Here is a 26,465-nt window from a genome sequence, read left to right as displayed (position 1 = left end):
TCAGTTGCGCAAGATCAATCGTTTTGGAGGTAGTCGAACACGACCTCGCCGAGGCCGAGGGTCAGGTCGGCGACGTAATGGCTGGCCGACGTGACCTCGCGCACGGGTAGACGCGCGACGTCGCACATCGCGTGTTCGAACAATTGCAGGGCTGCCGGCCCGGCCCATGCGCCCTTCAGGGTCACATCCTCGAGATAGTAGCGCACGAGTTCGCAAATCCGGGGCGAACCGTCGACGTGGGGAATGACCTTCAGCACGAAGGCGGGCTTCGCCATCGCCTTTGCCAGCGGTTCCAGCGGGCGCTCGCGATGCTTGTAGCCCATGGTCGCCGTCACGCACAAAACCGAGCCGTAATGGAGCGTCCCGACGAGCGTCTCCTGCTCGTGCGACAACTTCGGCGTCGCCAGCTTCTTCGGAAAGCCCCAGATCTCGCGGCCGCCGGCGATCGGAGAGTTGTCGTCAAGATACATGGCATGTACGTAGCTGCCTTCCTGCACCTTGCCCGATGGCGTCGTGAAGCGCACCGGAATGACCTGCCCGGTTTCCGTATAGTCGCCGAAACCGGTTGAATCCGGCATGCGGATGAATTCATAGGCGACAGTGTCGTCGATCACTTCCAGCGGCTCCGGCACGACGGCGCGAAGGGCCTCTGGATCGGTCCGGTAGTTGATCACGACAAATTCGCGGTTGTAGAATTTATAGGGTGGCCTCGGATAGGCCGGATTGTTGAGCGGCATCGCGAAGGCATTTTCGCGGACTGCGGCGATCTTCATGGTCGTGCTCTTCTCTTTGGGTGAAATCTCAATCGAAGTCGAAAATGGCGACGCCGTCCGGCGTGCCGGGACGCTGCAGCACCTCGGGGTGGCGCAATGTTCGAAGGGCGTCGTTGTAGCCGGAGGCCCAGTGCTCCTCCATCGTCTGGCGGGAGAACTCGTAATCCTTGGAGCTCGCTTCGTATTTCTTGGCGCGATATATGAGCTGGACGATGTTGTAGACCTTCTCGTCGGCCTGATCGACGAGCAGCTTGATCTCCGGATCGGCTTGCAGCAGCGCGTTCTGCGGGACGAGTTCGACCAGATGGCCGAGTGCGCGGCGCAGCCGCTGCTGCGTCTTGAAATGGTCGGTCGCTGCGCGTGTGCGGCTCGAGAAGCGGATATCCTTTTGCCGCAGTTCGATCCCGAGGAGGTCACGCGGGAACTCGCCACTCGCGCTCCAGAGATCGACTTGAAAGGCCAGCGTGTCCTGGCGCGGCGCGTTATCGAGGACCCATTGCAGCGGCGTGTTGGAGATGAGGCCGCCGTCCCAGTAACACTCGCCGTCGATCCTCGTCGCCGGGAAGCCAGGCGGCAGGGAGCCGCTCGCCATGATATGTTCGGGGCGGATATCGTGGGTCGTAGTATCGAAATACTCGAAGTTGCCGGTGCGCACGTTGACGGCGCCGACGCTGAAACGCATGGCTCCTGTATTTATGCGATCAAAGTCCACCAGCCGTTCCAGCGTCGCCTTCAGCGGTGCGACGTCGTAGAAGCTTTCCGCTTCGATGCTGCCGGCGGACGAAAAGAAAGGTGGCACCGGACGGGGCGTGAAGAAGCCCGCGGCGCCGTCCATAAGGGTGGCGAAGGCATGTGCCTGATTGAGCAGGCCACGGGCGGAATCACCCTGGAGTCCCATCGCCCCTAGCATCGCCGAAAACAGAGTGGGAAACCCGTGAGCCGGGGCGGTTACCGTCTCCCAGAAGCTCCTGAGCGCCTCCACTCGTCTTTCAGGCGGATTGCCGGCGATCAGAGCGCTGTTGATGGCACCGATGGAGATGCCGGCAACCCAGTCTGGATGCAGACCGGCTTCGGCCAGTGCTTGATAGACGCCGGCCTGATATGAACCGAGCGCCCCTCCGCCTTGTAACAACAGCGCGATACGCTCGAATGGCGGACGCTCCGCTATGTAGTGCGTCTTGTTTTTGTCGGGATGTTGAGCGGCCATGCAAGTTTACCTCGGTTGTTAATCCTGCCGCCGTTCCAAAATCGACCGCAGCCCATGTTGACACCGCCCACTTAAGTACTAGAGTGGACAATGTCAACATGCAATGACCGAATGTTGACATAAGCAACTTAGCAATCTAAACGAATGGCATGACCCAAGACATTTCCACGAAAGACCAGCGCCCGTATCATCATGGCGACCTGCACAGGGCGATCGTAGAGGCCGCGCTCGACGTCCTCAGCGAGTCTCAAAGCACGGAGTTTTCGCTTCGTGAGCTCGCCCGACGCGCGGGCGTCAGCCACAACGCCCCGTACAAGCACTTCGCCGACAAGCGGGAATTGCTGGCTGCCGTTTCGGCGGTCGGGTTCGAACTGCTGGCGAAGCGGATGGCCGAAGCGACCAAGGAACTCGACAGTCCGCGCGAGCGGCTAGCAGCCATGGCGAGCGCATATGTCTGCGGCGGCGTCAACAATCCGGCGCTCTACAGATTGATGTTCGGCGGCTACCTTGCCGGTCAGGACGATGGGCGTCCCGCGATCGAAAGAACTGCGGCCTACAACATGAAAGCCCTTGTCGTTGAGGCGATTTCCGACGGCGCTCTCGGGCGCCCAATCGCAGATACCGAGGCCAACACCCGCACGATTGATGGAGCGATTCTCGTTTTTTGGTCCCAAATGCACGGTCTGACTTTGCTGCTAGCGGACCGACTCGTCGGCCCCGGCGACAAGACAAAGGAGCTGACCGCGAACGTCCTGCAAGGAATGCTCGACGGATTGGTGAACAGCATCCCCGCGGTACCAGAAGGCGTATGGGTAGGTCCTCCGCTGGCGGGGTAGGATCATAGCCACGTCGTTGGTGAGCCCGTTCGTTCCGAAAGGCAAATTCTCATGGACCCATACATCTCCGCCCTGATGGGCCTCGCCGGCGTCGTTATCGGCGGTCTCGCCTCGTTCGCCACCGCCTGGATGACGCACCGTTCACAAGTGAGGGAAAAACAACGAGAGCTCGAGGCCGCCAAGCGGGAAAAGCTTTTTTCCGACTTCATAGCCGAAGCGACGCGACTTTACGCCGACGCGATAAGCCACCAGAAGGACGATGTTTCCGATCTCGTGCTACTTTACGCACTGGTCGCCCAGATGCGTCTGATCTCGTCGAGACAGGTCGTAGATGCAGCCGAACTGGCGATGGCAAGGATCGTCGAAACCTACCTGACCCCCAACCGTTCCCTTTCGGAAATGCGGGACCTTGCACATTCCGGCGCGATGAACTTTCTCCTGGATTTCGGTGAGGCCTGCCGCGCGGAACTGGCGACCGGGCAAGCAGCCTCGGGAGTGAAGTTTCATGCACCTCGCGGACTAAAACACGCTCAACATCCCACGCCTTCACTTTCATAACCTAACAAATCACTTGTCGCCGTCAGGCACCAGACAACGGTAGCCGTGCCCGGCAGGATCCCAGTTCGATCCAGTCGGGTAGCTGGGGAGGATCGCGGGCGACGTCGACTATGCCCGCTGCTCGGCAGCAGTCGAACTGCTGCCAGCTGACGTCCCCGACGACTGTGCCGCTGTCTTGGCGTTCGAGCCCGGAAGGTCTGCCTCCAAGCAGTTGAGTCGGGTCATCGACCTCACTAAGGCTTACCGCGGTCATCCGGAATGCGTCCGGTCAGCCGATCTCCCGGAACGTGACCGAATAGCGAAGTTGCTCTACCGGCGGGATGGAATGCTCCCATTCGCTGCGGGCCGGACCCGAAAGCAGATAGGCGGAGCCTGGCTCTGCAATGACGGTGGCGCGCTCCCATTTACTGCCGGCACGTCGTCTCAGTCTAAAGGTGCAGCGTGACAGCAACGAGACGCCGACGACCCTTGCGAACACCTTCTTGTCCTTGTGCCAGCCGATCGGCGCCCCCGGCGCATATTCGGTCACGAGTGCCCGCTTCAGCTGATTTGGTTCGATGCCGGCAAATGCTGCGGCGATGCTGCGCACCGGCAGAAGGAACGGCGGGATGTCGCCGATTCGTGTCACGCGCTCGGTGTCGAAGTCGTATTTCCAGCCATAGGAGATGACACGTCGCTTCCCCTCGAAACCGTGAAAATCGAAGGGCTTCAGTGGTAATTTGGCGATCTCCCGCACCAGATCGAACTGCATGGCGTCGGAGATGACATCGGCCTCGTAGCGGAAACCCTCCGGCAGTGCCAGTGCGGGAGCAGCAAATAGGTCTCCTTGCGAGGTCTCCATAATCGCTCCTCTAGTCCGAACGGACGCTTGGGATTTTCACGATTGTCGCGTGCCCTCCACCAGGTTTTCGCTGATCAGGATCTCTTCGGCGAAAACCGGAGGTCATCGTCGCTCGGATGAGGTCCGGCAGTCGTGCTCGGCAACGTCACGGCAAACGCCGAGACGTTCGTGCCAAACCGTGATGCAGCGAAGTCGTAGGCTGCATCACCAATGAAACCTGCCTGAGGGGAGAGACATTCCTCGCAGATTCCGCAGCCGTCCTCATCGATGAAAGAACTCGTCCGCCCGCAACAGAGGCACGAAAGCGCGCCTTCCCAACGGCAGTCGTTACGCTCTGGCGGCAGAATTTCAACCTCAGGGGCGGCCTTCAGTCCGGCCGGATCATCTACCATCTTGAAGCTCCACGTTCGAGGACTCTCCCTTCAGATGGTGCCGCGATCGCCGCGAACAAGATGATGGCGCCTTGAATCACCCCCGGCGATTGCCGCTAAGCCTCTCCTTGGGCGAGGGACGCCAGGTGAGGTGAGATCGCATGGGACGAAATAACACCCATGATACGAGCACTCCAGCAACCGTACACGGCCCTATCAATAGAAAAGGGCTCGCCACTCAATACAAAGACGAGCCCTTTTGCAGCTCGGCCAGCGCGCATCTGCCGGTGGCAATAAGCACATCGCCAGTTGAGAGTCCCGTGACAAAAGCGTGACATTGCCGGTTCATGAGATGTTCACGGAACGTGCGAGTTGCCGCGCAGAACTCTAAATTGCACGTGCTAATGCAAGCCCACCGCCCGTAGTTCCAACGAGAGGTGGAGAAGGACTCGATTGGGTTAGGACCTTGGGAGCGCTTCTCCTGCTGAGTTTGCAGCATCAGCACCGTTGAAGCTAGCGCTATGATTGCGGTTTACAACCGGGACTAAGGTCCCGCCACCCCATCATCCTCCGGTGGGGCATCAATCAGGTGGCAGCCACCGGAAGATTGACGGCGCGTTTCCTATAACGAGGCCCAGGGCGAAACCCTCATCGCCGAAATTCTCAGCAGGGCATGCGTGAGGCCACTGTCGCGGACATAGACCTTGGGCGACTTGACCAGGCGCTTGCCGACATTGGCGTGCCAGGGTTCCAGTCGTCGAACGAGGAGCAGATCGACGAGCAGGTCGAGATAGGAGGCGACGGTCTTGCCGTCGACGCCGAGCGAGCGGGCAAGCTCGGCGGCATTCAACAAGCCAGACTGATGACGGGCCGGCATTCATCCAGAAGCGGCGCAGCGTTTCTGCAGGGATCCTCGGACCGAGCTGCGGGATATCGCGCTCAAGATAGGTGCGGATGAAATCCTGCCGCCGGGATGCCCTGGTCGAGAACCGTCTGTCCTCTGTCCCGAGGCTGGGGACACCGCACTGGACACCAACACCTGTCTTTGATCAAGGTGTTCCACACATCTCGCGGAGTTCTCCCACGAACTCAGCGCACCGGGCTCGCTCTTCGCGACATCAGACATCTTTCACTGTCGACTATATTAGCTAGTTCTCGCTTCGATCGCTATTCAACATTTCAGCTTCGACCGAGTGTCGGATTCTCCAGCTGGCAACTTCCTGGGTGCGCTCGGCATCCCATGACCTCTCCGTGCGCTCCATGCGACCCACCCGTTCCTTTCGCATCGCAGCAGCATTGAACGCAGAAAAGCAAACCCAGTCATGCTTCCGCAATTGTCGGAGCCCAAATAGAAACCACGCAACTTGGAAACGGCAGGGCATGACCTCACCCGCCCTCACCATTTGGAACAGAGCATGGCTTTAACATTAACGGCAAGACAATGGCTGGTCATCCTCATCTTCAGAAGTGACGGCAGGATCGTCCATATCTGCATAGGCGTGGTGCGGATGGACAAGATGAAACTGGATCCCGCGCGGTTTGAACCTGCAAGACGGGTCGCCGTGCAGCCATGACACGCAAGACCATGCTTCACCTGCTCGCAAATTTGCTCTTCGCGACGATCCTGTTCGGTGCGCTTCTCGGTGGTCCGATCGTGATGCTCATTCTGATTTCGGAACGGCTTGCGCTATGACGATGGCGAAACGCCAGCGAGGACATTCCCGTGCGCGGCAATCGTGCCCGCTCGCACTGTCGCAGAAATGCCGCATAAACGGCGCGGTGACTGTCATGCGGAAACATACGACCGGCGCGCTTAACAAATCAAAATATCTCTCGTGATGACATTGCCGGGCACGTTGAAGAATATCGCGACAACATCACCGCTGGCCGAAGGGCATGGCCTCGTTTCCTCCCGCTCGATTCTATTCCTCAATCGCGCCCTGCCATTGGACGGTACTCACCCAAAGGAACACGTAATGCGCAAAGTTCGCTTGCCAGGCGACTGCTCTTCTCACCGATTTTTCATGCCATTGCTCGTCCTTACGATTTTTGCCGGCACACCGGCGCGAGCCGAAGAACCTCTTTCCAGCGTCATCGCCGACGGCAAGCCGTGGGAGATGGTCGTCGTCAAACGCAAAGCCTCAAACATCCTCGTGTTTCGTCCGGATGGCGGTGGAACCATCAGCGACAGCCTGGTGAGCATAAATCCGACGTGGAGGTCCGCTCCGGAGGGGATCTGCATAAGACCGCGGCCGGGAGATGCTGAAAAATGCCTTCAACTGACACGGACCAAAGCCGGCATCGAAGCGTCGCAGAACGGCAAGACCGTTTGGGTGCTCAAGCGATGAAGCACACTCACCCAATCCGGATTTCGGGATCGCTGGCGGGAAGGAGCATACGCTCGTGTCGTTTCGCGACGCTTCTGGTACAAGTTTCAGTTCCAAAAACACAGATGCGAAAACCAGGATCACAACATCCCCAAAATCTATCTGTGGTTGCTTCATCGATAAAAATCGCGTAGAAATTACAGGGTGCGAAACATCGGGTGAGCCGTTACGATGGATACGATTCCTACCGAAGATTTTGACGCGGCTTTGACCTTGACCGATACTCTCGACCATCTGCCGGCAGCCAAGCGGCGCGAGCTTGCCCGTGTGCTCGAAATCATCTTTGCCGAGGTCGAGCAGTTCCGTGCCACCAAGCTGTCGGCCAAGCGGGCCAACAGCCAGGTTCTGAAGGTTATTCTCTACGGATCCTATGCGCGCGGCGACTGGGTGGAGGACCGCTTGAGCGGCTACCGCTCCGACTACGATATCCTGATCGTCGTCAATTCCGATGCCTTCGCGCAAGAGCAGGAACTGTGGCTTGGCCTGGATGAGCGGCTCCTCCGAGAGCAGATTGGCCACCGGATCGAAACACCGGTCATCCCGATTATCCATAGCCTGCACGACGTCAACCAACAACTATCGCGCGGCCGCCCCTTCTTCGTCGATATCAAAAGAGATGGAAAAGTTCTCTACGAGGAAGATGGCCATCCCCTAGCCCAGCCGAGGCCACTGACCAAGGAAGAGGCGAAAGCTGAGGCGCAGAAAAATTTCGAGCAATGGTACAAGCTGTCGCAGGAGGCGCTCGTCGGAGCCCAACTGATGCTCGAACGAAACATCTGGCGAGACGGTGCCTTCATGCTTCATCAGGCAACCGAGCGCGCCTATCATTGCCTTCTGCTGACGCTAACCCTCTACAGCCCCAAATCGCATCGCATAAAAGTGCTACGTTCGAAGGCCGAAGATCTCGACAAGAGATTAATTGAGGTCTGGCCGCGTGATAGCCGCATGGCCCGTCGTCGTTTCGAGCTTCTCTCCCGCGCATACGTCGAGGCGCGCTATTCGCCGAACTATGCGATCACCAGCGAAGAACTTGGATGGTTGGTCGAACGAGTGCAGGCACTGCAGGCATCGGTCGCGTCTATCTGTGAGGAACGCCTCCTCTAATGCGGCGGCCGATAGCAAAAGATTGCCGTGGAGTTGGAGACATTCGAGCGGACTGCTCGCGAGACTACTGCTGACAGCGAATCCTATAGCTGAAGTGCCACGGTTTGTTCCTCGTCTTGGACCGCTTAAAAGCCCGAAGATCCAGGTGATTGTTGATCTCGGGAGCATCTATCCGGTAAGTGAAGCGATCAAATACGGATTCGGTTCCTTTGCCACCGGCAGGAGACCCGAGAAAAAGGTAGAAATGCGCTACTTCATTACGGGAACGGCAGGCTTCATTGGCTTCCATCTGGCTCGCCGGCTGTTGCAGGACGGGCATGAGGTAACGGGCTTCGACGGGCTGACACCCTATTACAATGTCCGGCTGAAGGAGATGCGTCATGCGGCGCTGACGCAGTACCCTGCGTTCCGCCCCGTCGTTGCCATGCTCGAAGACAAGGCAGCGCTGGAAGCCGCCGTTTCAACTGCAAAGCCGGAGGTTCTCATTCATCTGGCGGCTCAGGCCGGCGTGCGTTACAGCATCGAAAACCCGCAAGCCTATCTGCGTTCGAACATCGAGGGTTCCTGGAACATTCTGGAGTTGGCAAGCCGTATCGAGCTTCGCCATCTCATGCTTGCGTCGACCTCCTCGATCTATGGCGCCAATACGACCGTCCCCTTCCGCGAAACCGACCGCGCCGACGAGCCATTAAGCTTCTATGCTGCCAGCAAGAAGTCGATGGAGTTGATGGCGCATAGCTATTCACATCTCTACAAGATTCCGACCACGGCATTCCGCTTCTTTACCGTTTACGGCCCGTGGGGCCGGCCAGACATGGCGCTCTTCAAGTTCGTCAAGGCCATGATCGAGGACAAGCCGATCGAGATCTACGGCAAAGGGAATATGAGCCGCGATTTCACCTATATCGACGATCTCGTCGAAGCCGTGGTCAGGTTGTCGGACGTCATTCCGTCAGAAACAAACCGCGTCACTGACACAGGAATTGAAACCCTTTCGCATCAGGCCCCCTTCCGCATCGTCAATATCGGCGGCGGGCAACCGGTCAGCCTCATGGACTTCATCGAGAAGGTGGAGAATGTAATGGGGCACGGAGCAACGCACGTCATGCTTCCCATGCAGAAGGGTGACGTGCCCCGAACCTTTGCAAGCCCGGACCTTCTCATGGCCCTGACGGGCTACCAGCCGAACACCCCTTTAGAAATCGGCGCCAAGGCTTTCGTCGAGTGGTATCTGGAAGCCAGGCAGGAGCTCGGAACCGTCGACATCTAAGCTGCTGACGGCAATCAGGATGTGCCGATACGCTTGAGGCAGTAGGAAAAGTGAGCATCCGGCTCGAGCGTCAGAAATTCGAAGCGCCAGCCATACTCCACGCAGAACTTGTTGACCGCCTCGACAACCCCATAAACGACGGGTTTGACCGTGTTGCCCGTGCAGAAATCATGGCCGGCGATCCTGCCATCCGGCTTTACTTTGCGGTCCGCCAGCAGGAGCTCCTGCCATGTGAGTGCGAAGGAATGATCGGTGTCGATATAGACCCAATCGAACGTGCTGTCGTCGAACTGGGACAGCATATCGAGCGACGTACCCTGGCGAATAACAACACTGCCCTCGGCAATTTCCTGTCCGAATTTGCCGTTGATTATTCGGAGACCTTCTGAGTATCGGTCCATATTCCAGGGATCTATCAGAAAGAGCCGCTGCGGTTGATTGCGTGCAACGATCTCCTCGCTAAAGGCGCCCTCTGCAACTCCGAGTTCAGCAACGATCCCGCCTTTCGGCAGATTGTCGAGAAGCTTGCCACGGTCAGGTAGCAATCTTGCTTTTTCCGTGTGGGCGTAATCCAGAAATGTCCGGGGGGTGCTCTGCCGAAGGGCCAGCCGCTGCTCTCGCGTCGTCATTTTCGCTCCGAATGTTTTCAACCGCACCTCTACAGAGAATGCCCGCTATGGGGAAGAGCGGCGCCCACATGCAAATTGCACAGAAACTCAAAAAGAGGCTTGCGGTTCTTTCCCAATATCGTTAGAGACGCTGCACCGAACGATGACACAGAGCATCGAGGGCGATTAGCTCAGTTGGTAGAGCGCCTCGTTTACACCGAGGATGTCGGGAGTTCGAGTCTCTCATCGCCCACCAGATTTCCTTTCAGAAATTCGTATTTTATACTGTCATTTTAAGCGGTTGCAGTTGTGTGACCTGTTGCCGATCCCCTCACCTAGCCGCCCAAATCACCCCTTGATTCTAAAGGGAAACCTGAAACGTGCCCCTCATCTTTTGACCTTAACAGAAACGCAAGGTTTCCAACCAGGGTGCTATTTAGACATGATTCGAGAGCACACCCTTGGTAAGGGTGAGTCGGTGGTTCAATCCCACTCGGCAGCACCAGTTTTCTCAAGAAAAACCAGAGCGATACAGACGCACGCCCGCCCTTGTCAGCTGCACAATTAAGCACGATACCGCGGAACAGAACGCGAATTGTCCAGAGAATCCGTGCAAATCCGTGCAGAGTGTTCTCTTGTCGTTCCAAACGGCTCAGAATGGAGAACGCGATGAATCGCTATATGATCTACCTGCCGGACGACGCAGCGGCTTCCTTTTCCGAGAGATGAGGCATCAGGGAATGGATGCGATAATTCAAAATGCTGCGGTCACCACCTCGCCTGGCCCGCGTCTCCGTCGCAAGGACGTCCCGGCATACCTGGCGTCAGTTCAGGGAATTGAAAGTGCAGTTTCGACGCTGGCGAAGTTAGCGACTATTGGCGGCGGTCCAACCGTCTTTCCCGAACTGGTGCTCGAACTGATCGAAGACTCATTGGATGGTAAAATAGCCCGAACAAAGCCGTCTCAGTCGGGCACTTTCGCCACCGGCGAGGCAGCATGGTCTTCCTGCGCCCATCGCTTAGCAAGAGCGATCACCCATTCGCGGAAACCTTATCAACCTTCTCGATCGACTCTTTTCGCGTGAAGCCTGGCACACAGCATCGCCGTGAACGATCGAATAGGCTGGTGGCTCTTTGGGAGGCTCGTCTTTCATTGCAGTTCCCCATCACTCGCACTGCACAACAACAGTATGGCCGAGTCTCTGCGGACCAGGACTCGTAGAATGTCGTTTGTGGGAAAAGACATTGCTGAACAGGCATCGAAATTTATAGGCCTGCACGATGCTTGCAGGACATCTTAAGGATGTGCCAACATTCTACACGCTTCATTTGAAGCCGCATGGGGGTTTGATGCTATTTCGGATTTTGTTACGACTGTTCGTCGGAAAGCGCGGATGGAATTCCCAGCCGCGACCACCTGAACCGCCCGTTATCATCGTAACTCCATCCGGTCCGTCGATTTCATCACCCGTGCCCCCGGCAGTTTTGCAGGGCAAATGCTGGGTGGTCGATGGTGACACCATTGTCATCAATGACGTTCGCATTCGCCTGGCAGGCATAGACGCGCCGGAGCTCGATCATCCTTTCGGCAAGCAGGCCAAATGGGCGCTAGTCCAATTGTGCAAAGGGCAGATCGTGACGGCTCGGATCAGGCCAGAGCTTTCGTATGACCGCGTAGTAGCTGAGTGCTTTCTCGCGGATGGGAGCGATTTGTCAGCCGAACTCGTTCGCCGCGGCCTCGCCCTAGACTGGCCGAAATTTTCGGGTGGGAAATATCGGCACCTCGAAACGGCGGATGCACGTCGAAAGCTGTGGCGTGCTGACGCTCGCCAACGCGGCAAGCTGCGTATTCAGAGCGACGATTAGCCCGCAGCCGAACCTTTCACCAAACGTGCACCTGTGAAGCGGCGAGCGGGACGCGGATAGAGGCTTCTGCACAACAGACATCAACATCTGTAGGCGACCAGCCGCACACTTTCCTTCTTCAAAACGACGGCACAGCTATATCAAGCGTCTCCTGCTCGCCGCAGGCGATGCCCGCCAGCAAAAGCTGGACAGCGAGCTACCAGAAGAAGACTGGGTCAGCGTCTTCGCTTGTAAAGGCATATTTCAAATCCGGCCAGCTGAGAACGCCGAGACCGGCGCTCTGCATCCAGAAGCTCAAAGAAAGAGCGACCACCAGTCGCCAGTTTGGCACGAGGTTCATGTATATTTCCGGTTGTTGGGCATGAGAAAGCTGCCACAGTGGCAGCGTAAATCCGAAAGGCCGCGGCGTGCGCGGGCGGGTTTATCTCTGGCTTGTGAACAACGTCTTCCGCCACTTGGCTGGCAGCGTAATGATCGTGTATCGCTGCTCTGGGGCAACTGTCGGCCCAGAGGATGTGATGAACTTCATCTCGGTAGAGTATGCGCTGCTATTTCTGGCAGTCTTCTGTTTGTATTATGCCTTTCCGCGATATCAGCTCGCCATTTTGCTTATTGCAAGTCTGTTTTTCTACGGATGGGCGGAACCGCTGGCACTGCCGATCTTGCTCGCAACTGCTGCGGTTTCGAGTGCAATCACTTACGCGATTTTGCGCAGCCCCATCTCCGATAACAGACAGCGGATGGCACTGGGCATTATCGTAAATCTCCTTGTCCTAGCCGTCTTCAAGTACAAGTTTCTCTTACTTGAACCTCTGCCACCCGACGTAGACGCGGATACTATATCTGGCCTCGATGTCGTACTTTACGCGCCGCTGCCGGTCGGGATCTCGTTCTACACATTTCACTGCATCAGTCTTATTGGCGATGCGTACCGGAAGCAGTTCACCAAACGTGACCTCGGAGATCGAGCGGACCCCAGGCGTTTTTTTGGCCATGTCCTTCTATATTTGATTTTCTTCCCACAGATCGTGGCGGGGCCCATCGTTAAGGCCCATCAGTTTATGCCGCAGATCAATACAAAATCGCTCACAGATGTGCCGTTTGCGGAGGCGGCGCGCTGGATAATCTGGGGTCTATTCTTCAAGTGTTTCGTAGCGGATAATCTCGCCCAATTCACTGTCTGGATGAATAATCCGGGAACCTTTCAGCAGCTAGGAAGGTACGACCTTCTTTTGCTGCTGTTCTCCTTCAGTGCCCAGATTTTCGCGGACTTTGCCGGGTACTCGGCCATAGCACTCGGCTCCGCCGCATTACTCGGATATCGGCTGCCTATCAACTTCAACCGGCCATATGTCGCTCGTTCGTTTTCCGACTTTTGGCGAAGATGGCACATGAGCCTTTCGAGCTTTCTCCGAGAATACCTTTACATTCCGTTGGGCGGCAATCGAAAAGGTCCGGTTCGGACATACATCAATTTGTTTCTCACCATGGCGCTTGGCGGCCTTTGGCATGGCGCCGCACTATCGTTCTTGATCTGGGGAGCAGCACATGGCGCTGCGCTCTGCATCGAACGAGCACTTGGTTTCACAGCCGCCTATATCCCGCAGGGGAAAGCGCTGCAGACCGTCCTGAACCATCTCTATTCAGCCATTGTGTTTCTTGTTGTGTCGGTGCTCTGGCTCTTCTTCAAGCTTCAGCACTTCGATGACGCAATTCTCTACCTCGAAACCATGCGAAATGCTTCCGCGCGGTTCGTTTTTGACCGCTATCAGTACGCGATTGTTACAGTCTATTTGCTGCCGGTGGCTCTAACGCATTTCATGCCGAAATTCCTGGCCGATCGAAACGGCAAGCTCTCCGCAATCACATATGGCGCAATGCTGATGCTGGCTATTTTTGACAAGGGTCCCACCGATGCCTTCATCTATTTCCAGTTCTGACGCTTTAGCCGCGGCCCGGAAGAAGCACGATGAACGCCTGATATCACTGACGAAGACACCGAGCGATCGCCGCTTTTTGACGACGATAACCGCAACCTTCGTTGTTCTGACCGTTTGCTGGGCCATCGCCGTTCCGCATATGCCCAAAACCTTCCCGGCGTTGAACCAGGGAGAAATGAACCGTGCAGAAATAGTAGATTTCGAAAGGTCTCTTCCGCGGCCCGTGGTGCTTGCTGGAACGTCACTGATGCGGCGCGTTGCGTCTGAGTATTTTACTCATGACGTAGCAAACATTGCGTTGGCCGGTGAATCAACCGTAACAAGCGCCTCTATCGGAGCCAGCAAAGAGCCATCAATATTGGTGATAGAAATCAACATCCTGGACCGAGGGAGCGAAACGAGAGGACTGCTGCCGACTTATTTTAGCACCACGCCTGTACGTGGGACGGCGGCATCGATTTTTGATTTGGACAAGATAGCAAGCGTGCAGTCCGATCGCATTCGAAATGAAGGCAAGAGCATAATAACGACAGCACCAGCAGATCCAGCTTCAAACGACAGTGTTGTGCTCTCGATTCGCAGTTGGGCAAAAAGAAAGCTGCTTCCCGAACTCAATAGAAAATCCGCGGTCGAACTGACCGCAATCGCAAATGGCGTGGAGGCACGCGGAGGAAAGGTGTTCTATGTCCTCCTTCCTGCCCATCCAGCCCTTAAAGAGAGCCCCTATTATCGCCGGGGATACAGCTTTTTGCATGCCGCGGACCCTAACTTTGATCGTCGATTTCTTGCGATCAAATGGAGTGACGAGATCAGATGGGACCCAGACGGCGCACACGTTGATGTCCGATCGGCTATCGTCGTGGCCCATCAAATCGAGAACGCAATATCAAGGTTTCTGGACTGAGCATAGGTGCGGCGAAATTCTGACGCCCCACTGATTGTGGGCGGTGGGATGCCAGTTGGCAAGGCATTCTATCTTCTTAAGCCTACGCATCCGCTGATCGCCGCAGGTGATTATGAAAGTACGGGGCAAAGCCGCGATGAGGATGTTGGCGAGCCGATGATCGCGCTCTTGGCTTGGGAGGCAATCCATACGCTCAAACCCGCTTCCCATCACAATTGGTGACCTCTCTGGAACTGCACGATTGGAAAATTGTGTAACACGCTTGCAATTGGGAGTGACAATTACCGGCCGTTGCGCGATTAGTTTCGCATCCAAGGGGTGAGACATGCATGGCTTTCGATCCAGAGCGGGGAGCTTGTTCTCGCTTTCCGTTACAACGCTCGTTTTATTCAATAGTCTTTATTTCCTGAAGTGGTTCCCGGCTTCCGGAAACCGGCTCTGGGTGGTCACTCTTATCGCAGTTTCTTTTCCATTTGCCGTGCTCGCCTTTAAGGGCTATCGGCAGGTCCTGTTGCCGGCGTTGATCCTTTCGCTCTATTGCTGCTACACTATTGCCGGTTATTTCCTGTTTCGACGACCGGAGTTTGATCTCCATTATCTCCTGCAATTCCTGCTGACAACGGCGCCCTTCTTCGCGGCCGGTGTCCTCGCTGGACAGCGGCCGAGCGGCGTGACGACCGTCCCGCTATTTGCGGCCGCGGCGCTGCTCCTTGCCCTGCCGGTAGCTTGGGTGAATTACGGCTCGCTCTGGAAGGGCGACGACTTCCGTAACATTCTGGGGATCCCCCAAATCCCTGGTAGGACTCCCTACTACAGCTATTATCAGTTGGTCGCCTATGGCATCGCTCTCGGTGCAATCCCGGCCTTCGTCTGGCTGCTGACCAAGGTGCGCGCACCAGCAGCTGAGATAGGCGGCTTGGCGGTAACCTTGTTGCTTGCCGAGCTTGGATCGCGAACGGTATTCCTAATCTTGCCGATCGTCTTCACAGTTATTGTCTTTCGCGCGAAACGGGGCGCGCGCGCGGGCGTTCTCCTCGCTCTGTCTGTCATACTCGTTGCTGGGATCTTCTTCACGCCGGCTGGGAGGGGTCTAGCCGTCGTGCAGCGTATGGAAGGCGAGACTGAGCGCTATGAGCAGGGCGCGATTTTTAGGCCAAAGACTGCAGAGTATAATCCCTATGATACGACTGGCGCCTTCGACACCGGTGACGGTGACGATCATCGGGCCTGGTCGCGGCGCACGCTGTTCGAATTCGCGCTAAAGGGTTGGCTAGCGGACCCCGTCAGCGCCGTCGTCGGTCATGGGCTGGGCACATATTCCCTCGATCTGACAGGCGTCTATCCGGGCTGGCTGCCGGCGCCACACGATGGCGAGATCTATTCGCACAATTGGATCCTCGAGGCGGGGTATGAAGGCGGCGCGATCGCGATCGGGCTGCTTGGCGCCGTGCTTACGTTTCCGTTCTGGCGGATATTAAGAGAAGAAAAACCGTCGGCCGTCCGATTGTCGATCGCGGGCATGTATCTACTGGTGTTCGGCGCAGCCTTCCTCTCGGGTGGGATCGCGTTGAACTATACGCTGTTCTTTCTCTGTGGTGCGGCTCTCTCGCCTGAGAAGGGCAGATGATCGAGTTCCGCTCCACTCTGTCGCTCTTTTTCCTCACAATTGACGAGCCGTACGCCTCTCGGCCGATCACCATAATCTGTCATTTGGCAGAGGCCGGGCAAGCGCCTTCGCCTCATCCCACGGCGCCCGCATCCAAACATCGACTTCCTCTTCGGTCGGCAGCAACACTGGCATGGCCTTCTGATGGATTGGCTTAACGATGTCGTTCGGCGCCGTCGTGAGGAATGCGTGGAGGTCGTCTGTCGTTTGACCGTCTTTGACCTTTCGGACGCTCTGCCACCCCGGAACGTGGACGCCAGCGAAGAACGTCAGCGGCAAAGTTTCGTCGCGCGCAAACCAGGCGTTCGGTGTCGAACCACCGTAAATCTTGCTGGCGGGGTCAGGTTCGGTGAAGCTTGTCACCGGCACAATGCAGCGATTTTAACCCCGAACCACTTTTTCCAGTGAGGCAGGTTGGGTTTCGAATGTTGGTGACGCTCTTATCCGGTTCCATCCGCCCCTATTCCGTTGCACATAGGTCCGATTGACCAATAGGAGCCCGGCCCACCATCGCATTACTAACTATGACCGCGAGGCTCTTTGACAGTTTTTCGCGGCCATTCTCGTTGACGTGAGATGTGTCGTAGAAAAGAGCGCCTTCTTCGGCATCGGCAATCTTACATTTCACGAAAATCGCATCGTCGATTGAAGCGCGAGCTTGCTCGAAAGCTGGCTTCGAAACGTCTTCGACTGTTCGATAAACCGAGGAAAGCGGCATCGTCACCACGATGACGTGGTCGGTGAGCTTGGCTAGGCGCTCGATTGTTCTCTTCATCACCAGTTTGGTTCCGGAGTCCTTATAACTGTCTGCCGCCTCAAGATCATGCTGCGCAAACTCCTCGCGTGCGCGAGGGATGTTTTGCTCGAGGATCGAGGGTTTGTCGATATACTGGAACTGGAAGGCCGGCTTAAATTCAGTTGGGTCAGTTTCATACCTCGCGATGTCAACCGGATCGCGAGAGAGGATGCTCCGAAGCTCGTATAAGCTATAGCGCCACCACCTCTGGGCGATTACGGAGTTTTTCCCGAACGGGACCATCATGCGATTGATGAGAGAACGCTTATCACTTCCGCCGCTCCAGATCTCAGGTATCGCCAGCGCAGCAGCAGGCATCTGACTCAAGTAATCGGTCGTGACGAGCTCATAGGACTGACGGTCGAAGTGCCTCAGGTAGAAATTGTTCATCCCCACGATGATGCATCGATAGCGATCGCCGGCCTGAGCCAATATCCTCGATTGGACGTCCAGAACATCCATCGGCGAAAATCCACCGGTGGTGGCGAGATTTACAAACCTTACCCCGGGCACGGACTGAGACAACTGGCTGGAATCAAACCCCTCACGCACTACCGACGCGCCGATCAGCACACACGTGTCACCCGGAGAAGACGACGCTCTCGTCAATTGCGATCTGACCCAGTGCCCTGGGACGAAAGAAAAATTGCTTTGATAAAGGCCTGACCAGGAGATGGCGTCGAGCGCCCGCGCGAAACCGAAACAGATGAAAATGGCCCAAGCCAGGATGACGGCCGCCTTGAACACGCCAGAGAAAGCAGATCTAGAAACCACCGTAGACATAGCGCTCTGGCGCCCCTCCTACCGTGAAGGATAGTACCGCGAGAAGCACCAAAATTAATGCGATCTTTCCGTAATGTCGCGCCGTTAGATTATTCATTTCGCAAAGTCCGCCAAAGCCACCTGTAGGGTGAAGGCCACCAGGAAAACGGAATACAGGCTCACCAGAGGCCGGATCACCCATGCCGGCAATGGGCTCTTCCGCTTGCCGAAGAACTCGTCTCGCAGAATGGTCTCGATCGCCACCACGACGCCGACGGCCAGTCCCCACAGCACGAATGGCCAAGTAAACCGATGCCATACGCCGACGAACGCAAACGGCACAAGCAGCGCCACAGTGTTGATCGCATGGATCTTGAGCTTATCCCCACGCTTCGGCTTTACGGCTCGGGACAACGACATTCTGATCGGGAAATACATCGTTCGCCGGACGAAAGAGCCAAGCGACATATGCCACCGTGTCCAGAAGTCGGCAAAGCTGGTGGCCATATAAGGATGATTGAAGTTCACCGGCGTCGGCACGTGAAGGAGTCGCCCTACCCCCAGCGCGATCATCGAATAACCTGTAAACTCGATCAGGACGTAAATGAGGAAGACGGTGGAATCCCATAGCGTCGCTACGGGCCACGGTCCATCCAAGCCTCTGACAAAAATCCCGTATGACTGCGCACAGGCGAATTTCAGGAAATAACCGGTAACGATCAGGAAGACGCTGTCGACGAAGTGAGATGCGGTCGGCGCCGGCAGCGGCGACTTGTCCATGGCGACATGCTCGTCGTACTCGTTGACTGGACCGGAGGGGGTCATGAAGAACGGAACGAGATAGCCCAGGAGTCCAATGGGCGACAGGACCCGCGCGCCGGCCGAAACCGCTCGGACGGCATCCACAAGCCGAAGGCAAACATACGAGAATGCGACCAACTGCAAAATCTTGAAGCCGCTGAGAAATGGCGGCGAGTTGGACACACCAGAGAGCAGGTGGAAGGGAAGCCACGCGACAAAATCATTCGCGCGCTCGAGCACCAGCTTGTGGCAAATGAAAATCACGGCGACGCTTGCATAGAGCGCGATCGCCAACCGCTGTGTCAGTACTTCGCGATCTTGGCTCACAAATCGCTGAAGCACGCCCAGAGCCACCCAGTAGAACACTGCAAATGCCAGCGCCAGCGCCGCGGCGCGCCAGCCCAAGAGGATCACCAACGCGCCGAGATTAAGAACCCCATACCACACCGACCGCGGGATTTTGAGCGGCACATGGATGAGAATATACATCGCGGCCACGACCCAGACGAAAGCCGTTGTCGCGAAAATTGCCATCGGCTTTTCCTATCCGGCGACCTTAGTCGCGATCAGGTTCATCAGTTCGCCGACGTTTTTAAGGTGGGTAATTTCGGAGGTCTTGAGGCGGATGCCGAACTCATTCTCCACCATCATCACTAGGTTGATGTGGTTGAAGGAATCCCAGCCGGGGATATCGGCGGCGGTGGTCTGCTCGGAAAGGACGATGGTGTCGTCGTTGAACAGATCGCGGAATACTGCCGTCAGGCGCGCAACGTTTTCATCACTCAGTGCGGACATAATCTCTCTCTCAGCTACCAATTTCGAGCTCGTAGCGCTCGCCGCCAACGTGTCTAAACCCCATGTCTCGATAGAGTCCACTGACGAGGTTGTTTTTTTCTGTGGGAATATAAGAGCCGGCGAGCTTGCCACTGCCCGCAGCCTGTTTTGCCCAACCAAGCATAAATCCTTCGACCTCCCGGTTCAGAACGCGGCAGCTCATCAACCATGTTTCGATTTCCCATCCGTCGGCAGCCGGCGACACGATCATGAAACCGATTATGCCTTGCGAGCCGAAGCGATCCTCATATTCGAAAACTCCAAACTTCGCGCCTTCCCTCGCCATCCGCTCGAGATCGTCGCGCTGGTGCCTTCGGGTCGTGAGATTGAACTGATTTGTCTTCTGGAGGAGCTGCAGAACGCGGTCGCGGTTGCGGTCGTTGACATCTTCGACGGTAATCTTGATGTCCAAACTCGCCAGAAACGCTTCTTTCGAAGAGCTGGCAGCCGACGCCTCGCGCTGATGCCGAAGCGTCTTCATCTGTTCGCGGCGGTTCAGATCTCCTGATGTCAGGCGGTAGCTGTTGAAAAATCTGCCTCCTGAAAGCCGATGCAAAGATTGATCGGGGTCCGGACCGGCCAGAACCACATCGATATAGGGGAAATGGGAGATTACTTCGGCGAGGTCGACGTGATTGTCGTCGATGTAGAGCATGAAGTCGGTGCCGAAATTCAGCTGGTCTTTCAACCTGCCGACTGCATCGCTCTTGTTGCCCCACGAAAGCTCGAGGGCAGCAAAATTGTCTCTCCGCAACTGCATATGGCGGTTTTCTTCCAGCACCGCAGCGACCTTCGGATCGTTTCGGCTGACGGTCGCCAGTGCAACACCAAGCGAATTGACGTCGCGAATATAGGATTGCAGCAGTTGGTATCCGAATCCATCCGGAGTTTCGGGGCCAAGCTCGATACCTTCAGAGCCGGTCTCTCCTACTTCACCGCCCCATAGCGTATTGTCCCAGTCGGTCAGGAGCGCTCTATGGCTCCTCCCTATTTGGTGGGCAATGCAGGTCGCCACCTCGCGACCCACCGTCACAAAACCGCCCTCTTCCAAGGGCGATCTCATCCGGATCATCGACAGCGCGCCAGCCGCAGACGCGCCGCCAGCAAGGTGCAGCGCCTGCTGGAGATCGATAACAGAAATCGTGCCGCTCAATCTCTGCAGTTCGTTGTTGATCTCGGCTATCACGTTCGACCAGGGCAAATGCCCCTCGATCGCCGCAGTGCCAGCCGGCGCAGGCCATGCGCCGTTATAGAAATTTGTGAATGCCACGACACCGCTGCGCTTCTGCGCCAGAGAAGTTGCGAGCTTGCCCACCGTTTCCTTGGCTGTCGTCACGTCCTCGATCTTAGCCGGGAAAGACGAAACGGACTTTCGCAGCCATCGCTCGGAAAGAATGACGAGCGACACGTCGAAGTCTTTGACAGGCCCTGCGAATGCCTCAAATTCCACAGTGTCGTAGGGAGCGATCGATATATCCGCTGCCACGCCATATGCGGCCAGGGACAATTCGAGGTAGGGCTTCACCGCGTCAACGGTGCCATCCGCCAGGATTTCGACGGTGATTTGTGTTGTGGCGGGCTTGAGTTCCGGCTTCCCAGATCTCTGCCACAGGTTCCAGACTTTGCGATAATAGAGGGGGTCTTTGCTGACGTGGAAGATTGCGAGTCTGAATAGGGCAGCCACAAGCTCTGGACTGCATCCGGCGGGCGCCGATTTCAGGGTGTGAATGATGGCGTCATCTCTGCCATCTTTGACCGAAGCCAGCACATCGATCACCGGCTGCACGTCCGTCAGGGCCATGGGCCTCTCCCGCTTCCAAAGATGTCGCGGTTGATAGGACGAGCAGGAAGTTGAGTCAATTTGTGTTTAAAGCCCTTCAAATGGGACCGTTACTTCTTGTCGGTCACGCCAGCAGGATATACAGGGGCCTGAATATTGATCTTGCGGGAGCCCGACGTGTCCTACATCGATAAGTTCGAAAAATGCATAAAAGAACGTGCGCCGATATTCGCGTCCGAGCTTGGCCGTACTCAGCTGGCCGAACCTGATGCCTTCAAGCGACTCGCAGAGCCGATGCTTCACTGGGCTGAAATCGCGCTCGGCGAGAGGTGGGCCGAACAGTTGGTCGATGGATACTGCGAGTTCGTGCTCGACGTGAACAAGTCCCAGCTCAAATACGAAAAGACCGGGCGCTACGAAAATTCGAGCTTTGCCGAAGTCTTCGAGAAGGCCTACGACAATCCCGACTTCATGCAGCTTTACCACTGGGGCGTGTTCACGACGACGTTCGTATGGACACACCACCTTCGCATCTACAAGTTCTTCGAGGACCATTTCCTTCCGATGCTACGGAAGCTCCCAGCAGGTAGCCCCATCGTCGACCTGGGCGCCGGCTCCGGGATCTGGCACCTCTCTGCCCTTCGTAGCGTTGAAAGCCTCAAAGTCGAAGCCGTGGATGTCTCCGCGCCGACGATCGAGCGCAGCAAGAAGATGACCGACACCCTTGGGTATTCTGACCGTGTGAAGCACCATGTGTCTGATGCGTTGGCATGGGCTCCTCAGCAGCCGGCTTCAGCCGGCATCTCCTGCTTTCTGCTGGAGCATCTGGAACGACCGAACGTCCTGCTGTCAAATCTTGCCAACAGCCTTGCACCTGGCGCGCCGGCATTCGTCACGTCGGCGCTGACTGCCGCCGAAATCGATCACATCTACGAGTACCGTAAAGAATCGGAACTTGTTCTTGCCTGCGAACAGGCCGGCTTTCGGGTGCGGGCAATGTTTTCGGCAGAGCCCGAGACCACGCCACGCGATCGGTATTTTGCGCCACGCTCGATCGCTCTGGTCCTGCAAAAGCGAGTGAACGCCATTTGGTGAGGCGCTGGGCACCAACCCAAAATAGCAAAAGGCCCAGGAAGTTTCCTGGGCCTTTTTATTCACGTGGACCCACCGGATAATGAAGGTGTTGGTATGCCATGGCTCTTTGGGAGCCGTCATCGGCAGCGAGCGCACGAAGCTGCGGGTGGCGGGCTCGGGCTCATACGTCCCCTTTTTGGGAAGATGACCTGAACGTGCAATAAGTAGACTGATTGACATTTTCAGAAAGAACACTCAATGAGGCTCATCGAGCAGGAATGCCAAGTCTAAGTACTGGCCTCCTCATTTGGCGGCGCGAAGGCTCATGAGCTAACCAGGAAAAGATCGCACCAAATATGGTCAATTTCCCCAAGATATTCGTCGCTGGCCATCGTGGGATGGTCGGCTCGGCTATTGTGCGGCAACTACAGGCCGGCGGCTGCCCCACTGACAGGATTGTAACCGCAACGCATCAGGAACTCGACCTTATCGAACAAGCGAATGTCCGTCGATTCTTCGAACGGGAGCGACCCGATGAGGTCTATCTTGCCGCGGCAAAGGTAGGCGGCATCTACGCGAATAATACCTACCCGGCTGACTTTATCTACGACAATTTGATGATTGAGCTGAATGTCGTCGAGGCAGCGTTCAGAACCGGCGTTAAAAAACTGATGCTCCTTGGCTCAAGCTGCATATATCCAAAGCTTGCCGATCAGCCAATCAAGGAAAATGCACTTCTGACGGGCCCTCTGGAGGCGACCAATGAGCCTTATGCCATTGCAAAGATTGCGGGTATTAAACTCTGCGAGAGCTACAATAGGCAGTATGGCGACAGCCATGAGGTTGATTACCGGGCCGTAATGCCGAGCAATCTCTACGGTGCCGGCGACTCCTACCACCCGCAAAATTCCCACGTTATCCCCGCACTGATTGGGCGCTTCCATGAAGCCAAGGTCAGTGGGGCTCCAACTGTGACGCTATGGGGTAGCGGGACGCCGCTCAGAGAATTTCTCTATGTCGACGACATGGCGGCGGCGAGTGTTCACATCATGAATCTGTCCCGCGAAGACTACAAGAGGCTGATGCCGGAGGGGCAGAGCCATATCAATGTCGGGTATGGAAGTGACGTCACGATCCTTGAAGTTGCGACCATCATCAGCAAGATCGTTGGCTTCACCGGTAGTATCGACTTCGATACAACCAAACCGGACGGCACTCCGCGAAAGTTGATGGACAGCGAAGTTGCAAGAAATCTCGGCTGGTCGCCAATCGTCGACCTGCAGCAAGGTCTCAAGTTGGCCTACCAAGATTTCCTATCCCGAGAGAAAGTCGCATAAATGAGCAAAGTCGCACTAATAACCGGCATAACCGGCCAGGACGGTTCTTATCTTGCGGAACTCCTTCTTTCGAAGGGATATGAGGTCCACGGCATCAAGCGGCGCATGAGTTCGTTCAATACGCAGCGTATTGATCACATCTATGAGGATCCTCACAACGAGAATTTGCGGTTCAAGCTGCATTACGGTGATCTGACGGATACCAGCAACCTGATCCGCATCGTTCAGGACACCCAGCCTGACGAGATTTACAATCTCGGTGCCCAAAGTCACGTGGCGGTCAGTTTTGAAAGTCCTGAGTATACCGGCGATACCGACGCCCTGGGCACATTGCGACTCCTGGAAGCTATCAGGATTCTAGGCCTCGAAAAAAAGACGCGTTTCTATCAGGCCAGCACCAGCGAACTTTATGGGCTGGTCCAGGAGACGCCGCAGAAAGAAACGACCCCCTTTTATCCCCGTAGTCCTTACGCGGTCGCAAAGCTCTACGCTTACTGGATGACTGTGAACTATCGTGAATCCTACGGGATGTATGCGTGCAACGGCATATTGTTCAATCATGAGAGCCCTCGCCGCGGTGAGACATTCGTAACGAGGAAGATCACGCGCGGAATGGCGAATATCGCGCAAGGGCTTGAGAAGTGCCTTTACATGGGCAACCTCGATGCATTGCGCGACTGGGGACATGCCAAAGATTATGTCCGCATGCAGTGGATGATGCTTCAACAGGATAGTCCACAGGATTTTGTCATCGCCACCGGCAAGCAGTATAGCGTGCGCCAGTTCATCGAATGGGCAGCGGAGGATCTGGGCATCAAACTCCGCTTTGAGGGAAGTGGATTGGAGGAGCAAGGCATCGTGGAATCCGTCTCCGAGGATAAGGCGCCGGCGCTGAAGCCGGGCGACATCATCCTCAGGATCGATCCTCGATACTTCCGCCCGGCCGAGGTCGAGACCCTGCTTGGTGATCCCAGCAAGGCACGGGATCTACTGGGATGGGTTCCAGAAATTTCCGCACGAGAAATGTGCATTGAAATGGTCTCGCACGATCTCGTGGAGGCCAAACGACATGCGCTGCTCAAGCGCCACGGGTTTGACGTGAGGGTCAGCACCGAATAACAACTGACCCAAAATCACCAGGGAAGAGATCGTGATAAATTTCGCTATTGTTGGTTGCGGGCGGATCGCTAAAAGACATTCAGAGCTGCTTGGCCTCGAGCAGATCGAAGGCGCAAGATTGGCAGCGGTTTGCGATGTCGACCGCGAAAAGGCAAAGGAATTCGGCGAACGTTTCGGCGTGCCCTATTACCAGTCGTTTGATGAGATGATGCAGAATGAGCCGATTGACGTCGTCTCGGTGTTAACGCCGAGCGGTCTGCATGCAGAGCACGTGATCGCGTTAGCCAAGTACAAGCGACATATCGTCGTTGAGAAGCCGATGGCACTGACGCTGACGGACGCTGAGGCCATGATCAAGGCATGCGATGACAATGGCGTGCGCCTGTTCGTCGTCAAGCAAAACCGCTTCAACGTCCCGGTTGTCAAGGCCCGCGAGGCGCTGGATGGCGGCCGCTTCGGCAAGCTCGTCCTTGGCACCGTCAGGGTACGCTGGTGTCGTGACCAGAGCTATTACGATCAGGACAGCTGGCGTGGGACATGGGCTTACGACGGGGGCGTACTCGCCAACCAGGCAAGCCATCATATCGATATGCTGACCTGGTTCATGGGCGAAGTGGAGAGCGTACACGCCCGCGCGACGACGGCCCTCGTCAATATCGAGGCCGAGGATACGGCCGTTGCCACACTGAAATTCCGCAACGGTGCCTTGGGGATTATCGAGGCGACCTCCGCGACCCGCCCCAAGGATATCGAGGGCTCGATCTCGATCCTTGGTGCCGGAGGGTCGGTTGAAATTGCAGGTTTCGCGGTCAACAAGATTCGGACTTGGCAATTCGGCGACAACGATCCCGCCGATGCCGAGGTCATGGAAAAATATTCGGTCAATCCACCAAATGTCTACGGCTTCGGCCATCAGGCCTATTATGAGCATGTGGTTGATTGCCTAGTGAATAACAGCAAGGCTCTTGTCGACGGTCACGAAGGCCGACAGAGCCTGGAGCTCATTATGGCGCTCTATGAATCGATCGCATCCCAGAAGGAAGTCAGCCTGCCCCTGGAGGTCAAATATTCCAAACTGGGAAGCCGGTCCTCGTGACAGATCGTTCGCCGACACTCTGGAAGGCGCAGATCCGGGATGTAATCTGCGGCGATCGCGTGAAGATCGTGGAGCCTGCCAATGTCTATGAATGCACGCTGTCGGATGACTGTTTCGTAGGCCCCTTCGTCGAGATCCAGAAGGGTGTTCAGATTGGCGCCCGCACCAAGGTGCAGTCGCATAGTTTCATTTGCGAACTCGTTGAGATCGGCGACGATTGCTTCATCGGTCACGGTGTGATGTTCATCAACGATCTTTTCTCCAACGGCGGACCGGCGAGAGGAAACCGGACACTCTGGAAGGATACGCGCATCGGAAATCGAGTATCCATCGGATCGAATGCTACAATCCTGCCGGTAACCATTTGTGACGATGTGGTTATCGGCGCCGGGGCGGTGGTGACCCGTGACATTGAGGTTTCCGGGATTTATGCCGGCAATCCGGCGCGGTTTATGCGCCATGTGGATGACACCGGATCTGCCGAGAATTGAAATAAAGCGGACGCATCAACATCAATCGACATACCGAGAGCGAC

27 protein-coding genes, 1 tRNA gene and 2 pseudogenes are annotated in these 26,465 nt (G+C 56.4%); 19 read left to right on the top strand and 11 right to left on the bottom strand.

The window, feature by feature from the left end; genetic code table 11:
- Nucleotides 1–14 precede the first annotated feature (14 nt).
- Together AC1DUP_RS21140 and AC1DUP_RS21135 are read right to left on the bottom strand one after the other, a co-directional pair.
- Nucleotides 15–773 (bottom strand): acetoacetate decarboxylase, encoded by a 759-nt coding sequence (locus tag AC1DUP_RS21140; RefSeq protein ID WP_115038674.1) that lies wholly within the window; start codon nt 771–773, stop codon nt 15–17.
- A 28-nt stretch (nt 774–801) separates the two neighbouring features.
- The gene (locus AC1DUP_RS21135; protein WP_477834197.1) at nt 802–1,980 is read right to left on the bottom strand and encodes a patatin-like phospholipase family protein; all 1,179 of its coding nucleotides are present in this window, start codon (nt 1,978–1,980) and stop codon (nt 802–804) included.
- 149 nt (nt 1,981–2,129) lie between these two features.
- On the opposite strand from AC1DUP_RS21135, the gene AC1DUP_RS21130 reads away from it, so the two are divergent.
- A complete protein-coding gene (locus tag AC1DUP_RS21130) occupies nt 2,130–2,816 on the top strand; it encodes a TetR/AcrR family transcriptional regulator (RefSeq protein ID WP_477834195.1) in 687 nt (228 codons plus the stop codon).
- A 51-nt stretch (nt 2,817–2,867) separates the two neighbouring features.
- The gene (locus tag AC1DUP_RS21125; protein WP_477834193.1) at nt 2,868–3,374 is read left to right on the top strand and encodes a LapA family protein; all 507 of its coding nucleotides are present in this window, start codon (nt 2,868–2,870) and stop codon (nt 3,372–3,374) included.
- 268 nt (nt 3,375–3,642) lie between these two features.
- On the opposite strand, the gene AC1DUP_RS21120 is transcribed toward AC1DUP_RS21125, so the two are convergent.
- Nucleotides 3,643–4,215 (bottom strand): alpha-ketoglutarate-dependent dioxygenase AlkB, encoded by a 573-nt coding sequence (locus AC1DUP_RS21120; protein WP_477834191.1) that lies wholly within the window; start codon nt 4,213–4,215, stop codon nt 3,643–3,645.
- Nucleotides 4,216–5,241: 1,026 nt separating this feature from the next.
- Nucleotides 5,242–5,554: pseudogene (locus tag AC1DUP_RS21115) on the bottom strand (DUF4143 domain-containing protein); the annotation flags it as partial.
- A gap of 447 nt (nt 5,555–6,001) precedes the next feature.
- Between AC1DUP_RS21115 and AC1DUP_RS21110 the strand changes: the two are divergent.
- The 5 genes from AC1DUP_RS21110 (at nt 6,002) to AC1DUP_RS21090 (ending at nt 9,347) form a co-directional block, all read left to right on the top strand.
- On the top strand, nt 6,002–6,160 hold the full coding sequence (locus AC1DUP_RS21110; protein ID WP_162747432.1) for a hypothetical protein: 159 nt from the start codon (nt 6,002–6,004) through the stop codon (nt 6,158–6,160).
- Nucleotides 6,157–6,279 (top strand): hypothetical protein, encoded by a 123-nt coding sequence (locus AC1DUP_RS21105; RefSeq protein WP_477834189.1) that lies wholly within the window; start codon nt 6,157–6,159, stop codon nt 6,277–6,279. Before AC1DUP_RS21110 ends, AC1DUP_RS21105 begins: the two co-directional genes overlap by 4 nt.
- 142 nt (nt 6,280–6,421) lie before the next feature.
- Nucleotides 6,422–6,934 carry a hypothetical protein gene (locus AC1DUP_RS21100; RefSeq protein ID WP_477834187.1) on the top strand — a complete coding sequence of 171 codons (513 nt, stop codon included), beginning with the start codon at nt 6,422–6,424 and terminating at the stop codon, nt 6,932–6,934.
- Between the two features lie 210 nt (nt 6,935–7,144).
- Nucleotides 7,145–8,077: a HEPN domain-containing protein gene (locus AC1DUP_RS21095; RefSeq protein ID WP_113334703.1), complete on the top strand. Its 933-nt coding sequence runs from the start codon at nt 7,145–7,147 to the stop codon at nt 8,075–8,077.
- A 244-nt stretch (nt 8,078–8,321) separates the two neighbouring features.
- On the top strand, nt 8,322–9,347 hold the full coding sequence (locus AC1DUP_RS21090) for an NAD-dependent epimerase/dehydratase family protein (protein WP_477834184.1): 1,026 nt from the start codon (nt 8,322–8,324) through the stop codon (nt 9,345–9,347).
- A 14-nt stretch (nt 9,348–9,361) separates the two neighbouring features.
- Here the strand turns inward: AC1DUP_RS21090 and AC1DUP_RS21085 are convergent, their stop codons facing one another.
- The gene (locus tag AC1DUP_RS21085) at nt 9,362–9,976 is read right to left on the bottom strand and encodes a class I SAM-dependent methyltransferase (protein WP_113508939.1); all 615 of its coding nucleotides are present in this window, start codon (nt 9,974–9,976) and stop codon (nt 9,362–9,364) included.
- 159 nt (nt 9,977–10,135) lie between these two features.
- Between AC1DUP_RS21085 and AC1DUP_RS21080 the strand changes: the two genes are divergently transcribed.
- The 3 genes from AC1DUP_RS21080 (at nt 10,136) to AC1DUP_RS21070 (ending at nt 11,821) form a co-directional block, all read left to right on the top strand.
- Nucleotides 10,136–10,211: transfer RNA gene (locus AC1DUP_RS21080), tRNA-Val, on the top strand.
- 484 nt (nt 10,212–10,695) lie between these two features.
- Nucleotides 10,696–11,040, top strand: coding sequence for a hypothetical protein (locus AC1DUP_RS21075; RefSeq protein WP_477834182.1), 345 nt, complete (start codon nt 10,696–10,698; stop codon nt 11,038–11,040).
- A gap of 196 nt (nt 11,041–11,236) precedes the next feature.
- Nucleotides 11,237–11,821, top strand: coding sequence for a thermonuclease family protein (locus tag AC1DUP_RS21070; protein ID WP_477834180.1), 585 nt, complete (start codon nt 11,237–11,239; stop codon nt 11,819–11,821).
- 196 nt (nt 11,822–12,017) lie between these two features.
- Here the strand turns inward: AC1DUP_RS21070 and AC1DUP_RS21065 are convergent, their stop codons facing one another.
- Nucleotides 12,018–12,161, bottom strand: coding sequence for a hypothetical protein (locus tag AC1DUP_RS21065; RefSeq protein WP_477834178.1), 144 nt, complete (start codon nt 12,159–12,161; stop codon nt 12,018–12,020).
- 178 nt (nt 12,162–12,339) lie between these two features.
- Between AC1DUP_RS21065 and AC1DUP_RS21060 the strand changes: the two genes are divergently transcribed.
- From AC1DUP_RS21060 to AC1DUP_RS21045, 4 genes are all read left to right on the top strand, one after another.
- Nucleotides 12,340–13,761 (top strand): MBOAT family O-acyltransferase, encoded by a 1,422-nt coding sequence (locus AC1DUP_RS21060; protein WP_477834176.1) that lies wholly within the window; start codon nt 12,340–12,342, stop codon nt 13,759–13,761.
- Nucleotides 13,736–14,665, top strand: a complete 930-nt coding sequence (locus AC1DUP_RS21055) for a hypothetical protein (protein WP_477834174.1) — start codon at nt 13,736–13,738, stop codon at nt 14,663–14,665. The genes AC1DUP_RS21060 and AC1DUP_RS21055 overlap by 26 nt, the downstream gene beginning before the upstream one ends.
- Before the next feature lie 48 nt (nt 14,666–14,713).
- Nucleotides 14,714–14,887: a hypothetical protein gene (locus AC1DUP_RS21050; protein WP_477834172.1), complete on the top strand. Its 174-nt coding sequence runs from the start codon at nt 14,714–14,716 to the stop codon at nt 14,885–14,887.
- Between the two features lie 133 nt (nt 14,888–15,020).
- Nucleotides 15,021–16,292, top strand: a complete 1,272-nt coding sequence (locus tag AC1DUP_RS21045) for an O-antigen ligase family protein (RefSeq protein WP_477834170.1) — start codon at nt 15,021–15,023, stop codon at nt 16,290–16,292.
- Here the strand turns inward: AC1DUP_RS21045 and AC1DUP_RS21040 are convergent.
- The 5 genes and pseudogenes from AC1DUP_RS21040 to AC1DUP_RS21020 all read right to left on the bottom strand — a co-directional run.
- Nucleotides 16,288–16,788, bottom strand: a pseudogene (locus tag AC1DUP_RS21040) (SOS response-associated peptidase family protein); the annotation flags it as partial. The gene AC1DUP_RS21045 and the pseudogene AC1DUP_RS21040 overlap by 5 nt on opposite strands.
- A 3-nt stretch (nt 16,789–16,791) precedes the next feature.
- On the bottom strand, nt 16,792–17,910 hold the full coding sequence (locus tag AC1DUP_RS21035) for a hypothetical protein (protein ID WP_477834168.1): 1,119 nt from the start codon (nt 17,908–17,910) through the stop codon (nt 16,792–16,794).
- 93 nt (nt 17,911–18,003) lie between these two features.
- Nucleotides 18,004–19,224: an MBOAT family O-acyltransferase gene (locus tag AC1DUP_RS21030; RefSeq protein ID WP_477834166.1), complete on the bottom strand. Its 1,221-nt coding sequence runs from the start codon at nt 19,222–19,224 to the stop codon at nt 18,004–18,006.
- A 9-nt stretch (nt 19,225–19,233) separates the two neighbouring features.
- Entirely contained in the window at nt 19,234–19,485 is a 252-nt protein-coding gene (locus AC1DUP_RS21025) for an acyl carrier protein (RefSeq protein ID WP_477834164.1), read from the bottom strand.
- 10 nt (nt 19,486–19,495) lie between these two features.
- Nucleotides 19,496–21,325 (bottom strand): HAD-IIIC family phosphatase, encoded by a 1,830-nt coding sequence (locus AC1DUP_RS21020; protein WP_477834162.1) that lies wholly within the window; start codon nt 21,323–21,325, stop codon nt 19,496–19,498.
- A gap of 156 nt (nt 21,326–21,481) precedes the next feature.
- Here AC1DUP_RS21020 and AC1DUP_RS21015 point away from each other — a divergent pair, with 156 nt between their 5' ends.
- From AC1DUP_RS21015 to AC1DUP_RS20995, 5 genes are all read left to right on the top strand, one after another.
- Nucleotides 21,482–22,399 (top strand): class I SAM-dependent methyltransferase, encoded by a 918-nt coding sequence (locus AC1DUP_RS21015; protein WP_477834160.1) that lies wholly within the window; start codon nt 21,482–21,484, stop codon nt 22,397–22,399.
- Between the two features lie 335 nt (nt 22,400–22,734).
- Nucleotides 22,735–23,715: a GDP-L-fucose synthase family protein gene (locus AC1DUP_RS21010; protein ID WP_477834158.1), complete on the top strand. Its 981-nt coding sequence runs from the start codon at nt 22,735–22,737 to the stop codon at nt 23,713–23,715.
- Nucleotides 23,716–24,834: a GDP-mannose 4,6-dehydratase gene (gmd, locus tag AC1DUP_RS21005; protein ID WP_477834156.1), complete on the top strand. Its 1,119-nt coding sequence runs from the start codon at nt 23,716–23,718 to the stop codon at nt 24,832–24,834. It begins immediately after the preceding gene.
- 31 nt (nt 24,835–24,865) lie between these two features.
- Nucleotides 24,866–25,930 carry a Gfo/Idh/MocA family protein gene (locus AC1DUP_RS21000; RefSeq protein WP_477834154.1) on the top strand — a complete coding sequence of 355 codons (1,065 nt, stop codon included), beginning with the start codon at nt 24,866–24,868 and terminating at the stop codon, nt 25,928–25,930.
- The gene (locus AC1DUP_RS20995) at nt 25,927–26,421 is read left to right on the top strand and encodes an acyltransferase (RefSeq protein WP_477834152.1); all 495 of its coding nucleotides are present in this window, start codon (nt 25,927–25,929) and stop codon (nt 26,419–26,421) included. The genes AC1DUP_RS21000 and AC1DUP_RS20995 overlap by 4 nt, the downstream gene beginning before the upstream one ends.
- The last annotated feature ends 44 nt before the right edge of the window (nt 26,422–26,465 follow it).

It is taken from the genome of Rhizobium sp. 01L419 (genome assembly GCF_056400025.1).
The sequence above is the reverse complement of the archived record's forward strand: the minus strand, read 5'-3'. Positions and strand labels throughout refer to the sequence as shown.

Bases quoted from the DNA above. Each gene is read 5' to 3' on its own strand.
- AC1DUP_RS21010 (WP_477834158.1), top strand. From the start codon at position 22,735: ATGGTCAATTTCCCCAAGATATTCGTCGCTGGCCATCGTGGGATGGTC.
- AC1DUP_RS21090 (WP_477834184.1), top strand. From the start codon at position 8,322: ATGCGCTACTTCATTACGGGAACGGCAGGCTTCATTGGCTTCCATCTG.
- AC1DUP_RS21025 (WP_477834164.1), bottom strand. From the start codon at position 19,485: ATGTCCGCACTGAGTGATGAAAACGTTGCGCGCCTGACGGCAGTATTC.
- AC1DUP_RS21055 (WP_477834174.1), top strand. From the start codon at position 13,736: ATGCCTTCATCTATTTCCAGTTCTGACGCTTTAGCCGCGGCCCGGAAG.
- AC1DUP_RS21070 (WP_477834180.1), top strand. From the start codon at position 11,237: ATGCTTGCAGGACATCTTAAGGATGTGCCAACATTCTACACGCTTCAT.
- AC1DUP_RS21135 (WP_477834197.1), bottom strand. From the start codon at position 1,980: ATGGCCGCTCAACATCCCGACAAAAACAAGACGCACTACATAGCGGAG.
- AC1DUP_RS21125 (WP_477834193.1), top strand. From the start codon at position 2,868: ATGGACCCATACATCTCCGCCCTGATGGGCCTCGCCGGCGTCGTTATC.
- AC1DUP_RS21035 (WP_477834168.1), bottom strand. From the start codon at position 17,910: ATGTCTACGGTGGTTTCTAGATCTGCTTTCTCTGGCGTGTTCAAGGCG.
- AC1DUP_RS21030 (WP_477834166.1), bottom strand. From the start codon at position 19,224: ATGGCAATTTTCGCGACAACGGCTTTCGTCTGGGTCGTGGCCGCGATG.
- AC1DUP_RS21085 (WP_113508939.1), bottom strand. From the start codon at position 9,976: ATGACGACGCGAGAGCAGCGGCTGGCCCTTCGGCAGAGCACCCCCCGG.
- AC1DUP_RS21075 (WP_477834182.1), top strand. From the start codon at position 10,696: ATGGATGCGATAATTCAAAATGCTGCGGTCACCACCTCGCCTGGCCCG.
- AC1DUP_RS21065 (WP_477834178.1), bottom strand. From the start codon at position 12,161: ATGAACCTCGTGCCAAACTGGCGACTGGTGGTCGCTCTTTCTTTGAGC.
- AC1DUP_RS21050 (WP_477834172.1), top strand. From the start codon at position 14,714: ATGCCAGTTGGCAAGGCATTCTATCTTCTTAAGCCTACGCATCCGCTG.
- AC1DUP_RS21140 (WP_115038674.1), bottom strand. From the start codon at position 773: ATGAAGATCGCCGCAGTCCGCGAAAATGCCTTCGCGATGCCGCTCAAC.
- AC1DUP_RS21120 (WP_477834191.1), bottom strand. From the start codon at position 4,215: ATGGAGACCTCGCAAGGAGACCTATTTGCTGCTCCCGCACTGGCACTG.
- AC1DUP_RS21060 (WP_477834176.1), top strand. From the start codon at position 12,340: ATGAACTTCATCTCGGTAGAGTATGCGCTGCTATTTCTGGCAGTCTTC.
- AC1DUP_RS21105 (WP_477834189.1), top strand. From the start codon at position 6,157: ATGACACGCAAGACCATGCTTCACCTGCTCGCAAATTTGCTCTTCGCG.
- AC1DUP_RS21095 (WP_113334703.1), top strand. From the start codon at position 7,145: ATGGATACGATTCCTACCGAAGATTTTGACGCGGCTTTGACCTTGACC.
- gmd (WP_477834156.1), top strand. From the start codon at position 23,716: ATGAGCAAAGTCGCACTAATAACCGGCATAACCGGCCAGGACGGTTCT.
- AC1DUP_RS21130 (WP_477834195.1), top strand. From the start codon at position 2,130: ATGACCCAAGACATTTCCACGAAAGACCAGCGCCCGTATCATCATGGC.
- AC1DUP_RS21110 (WP_162747432.1), top strand. From the start codon at position 6,002: ATGGCTTTAACATTAACGGCAAGACAATGGCTGGTCATCCTCATCTTC.
- AC1DUP_RS21020 (WP_477834162.1), bottom strand. From the start codon at position 21,325: ATGGCCCTGACGGACGTGCAGCCGGTGATCGATGTGCTGGCTTCGGTC.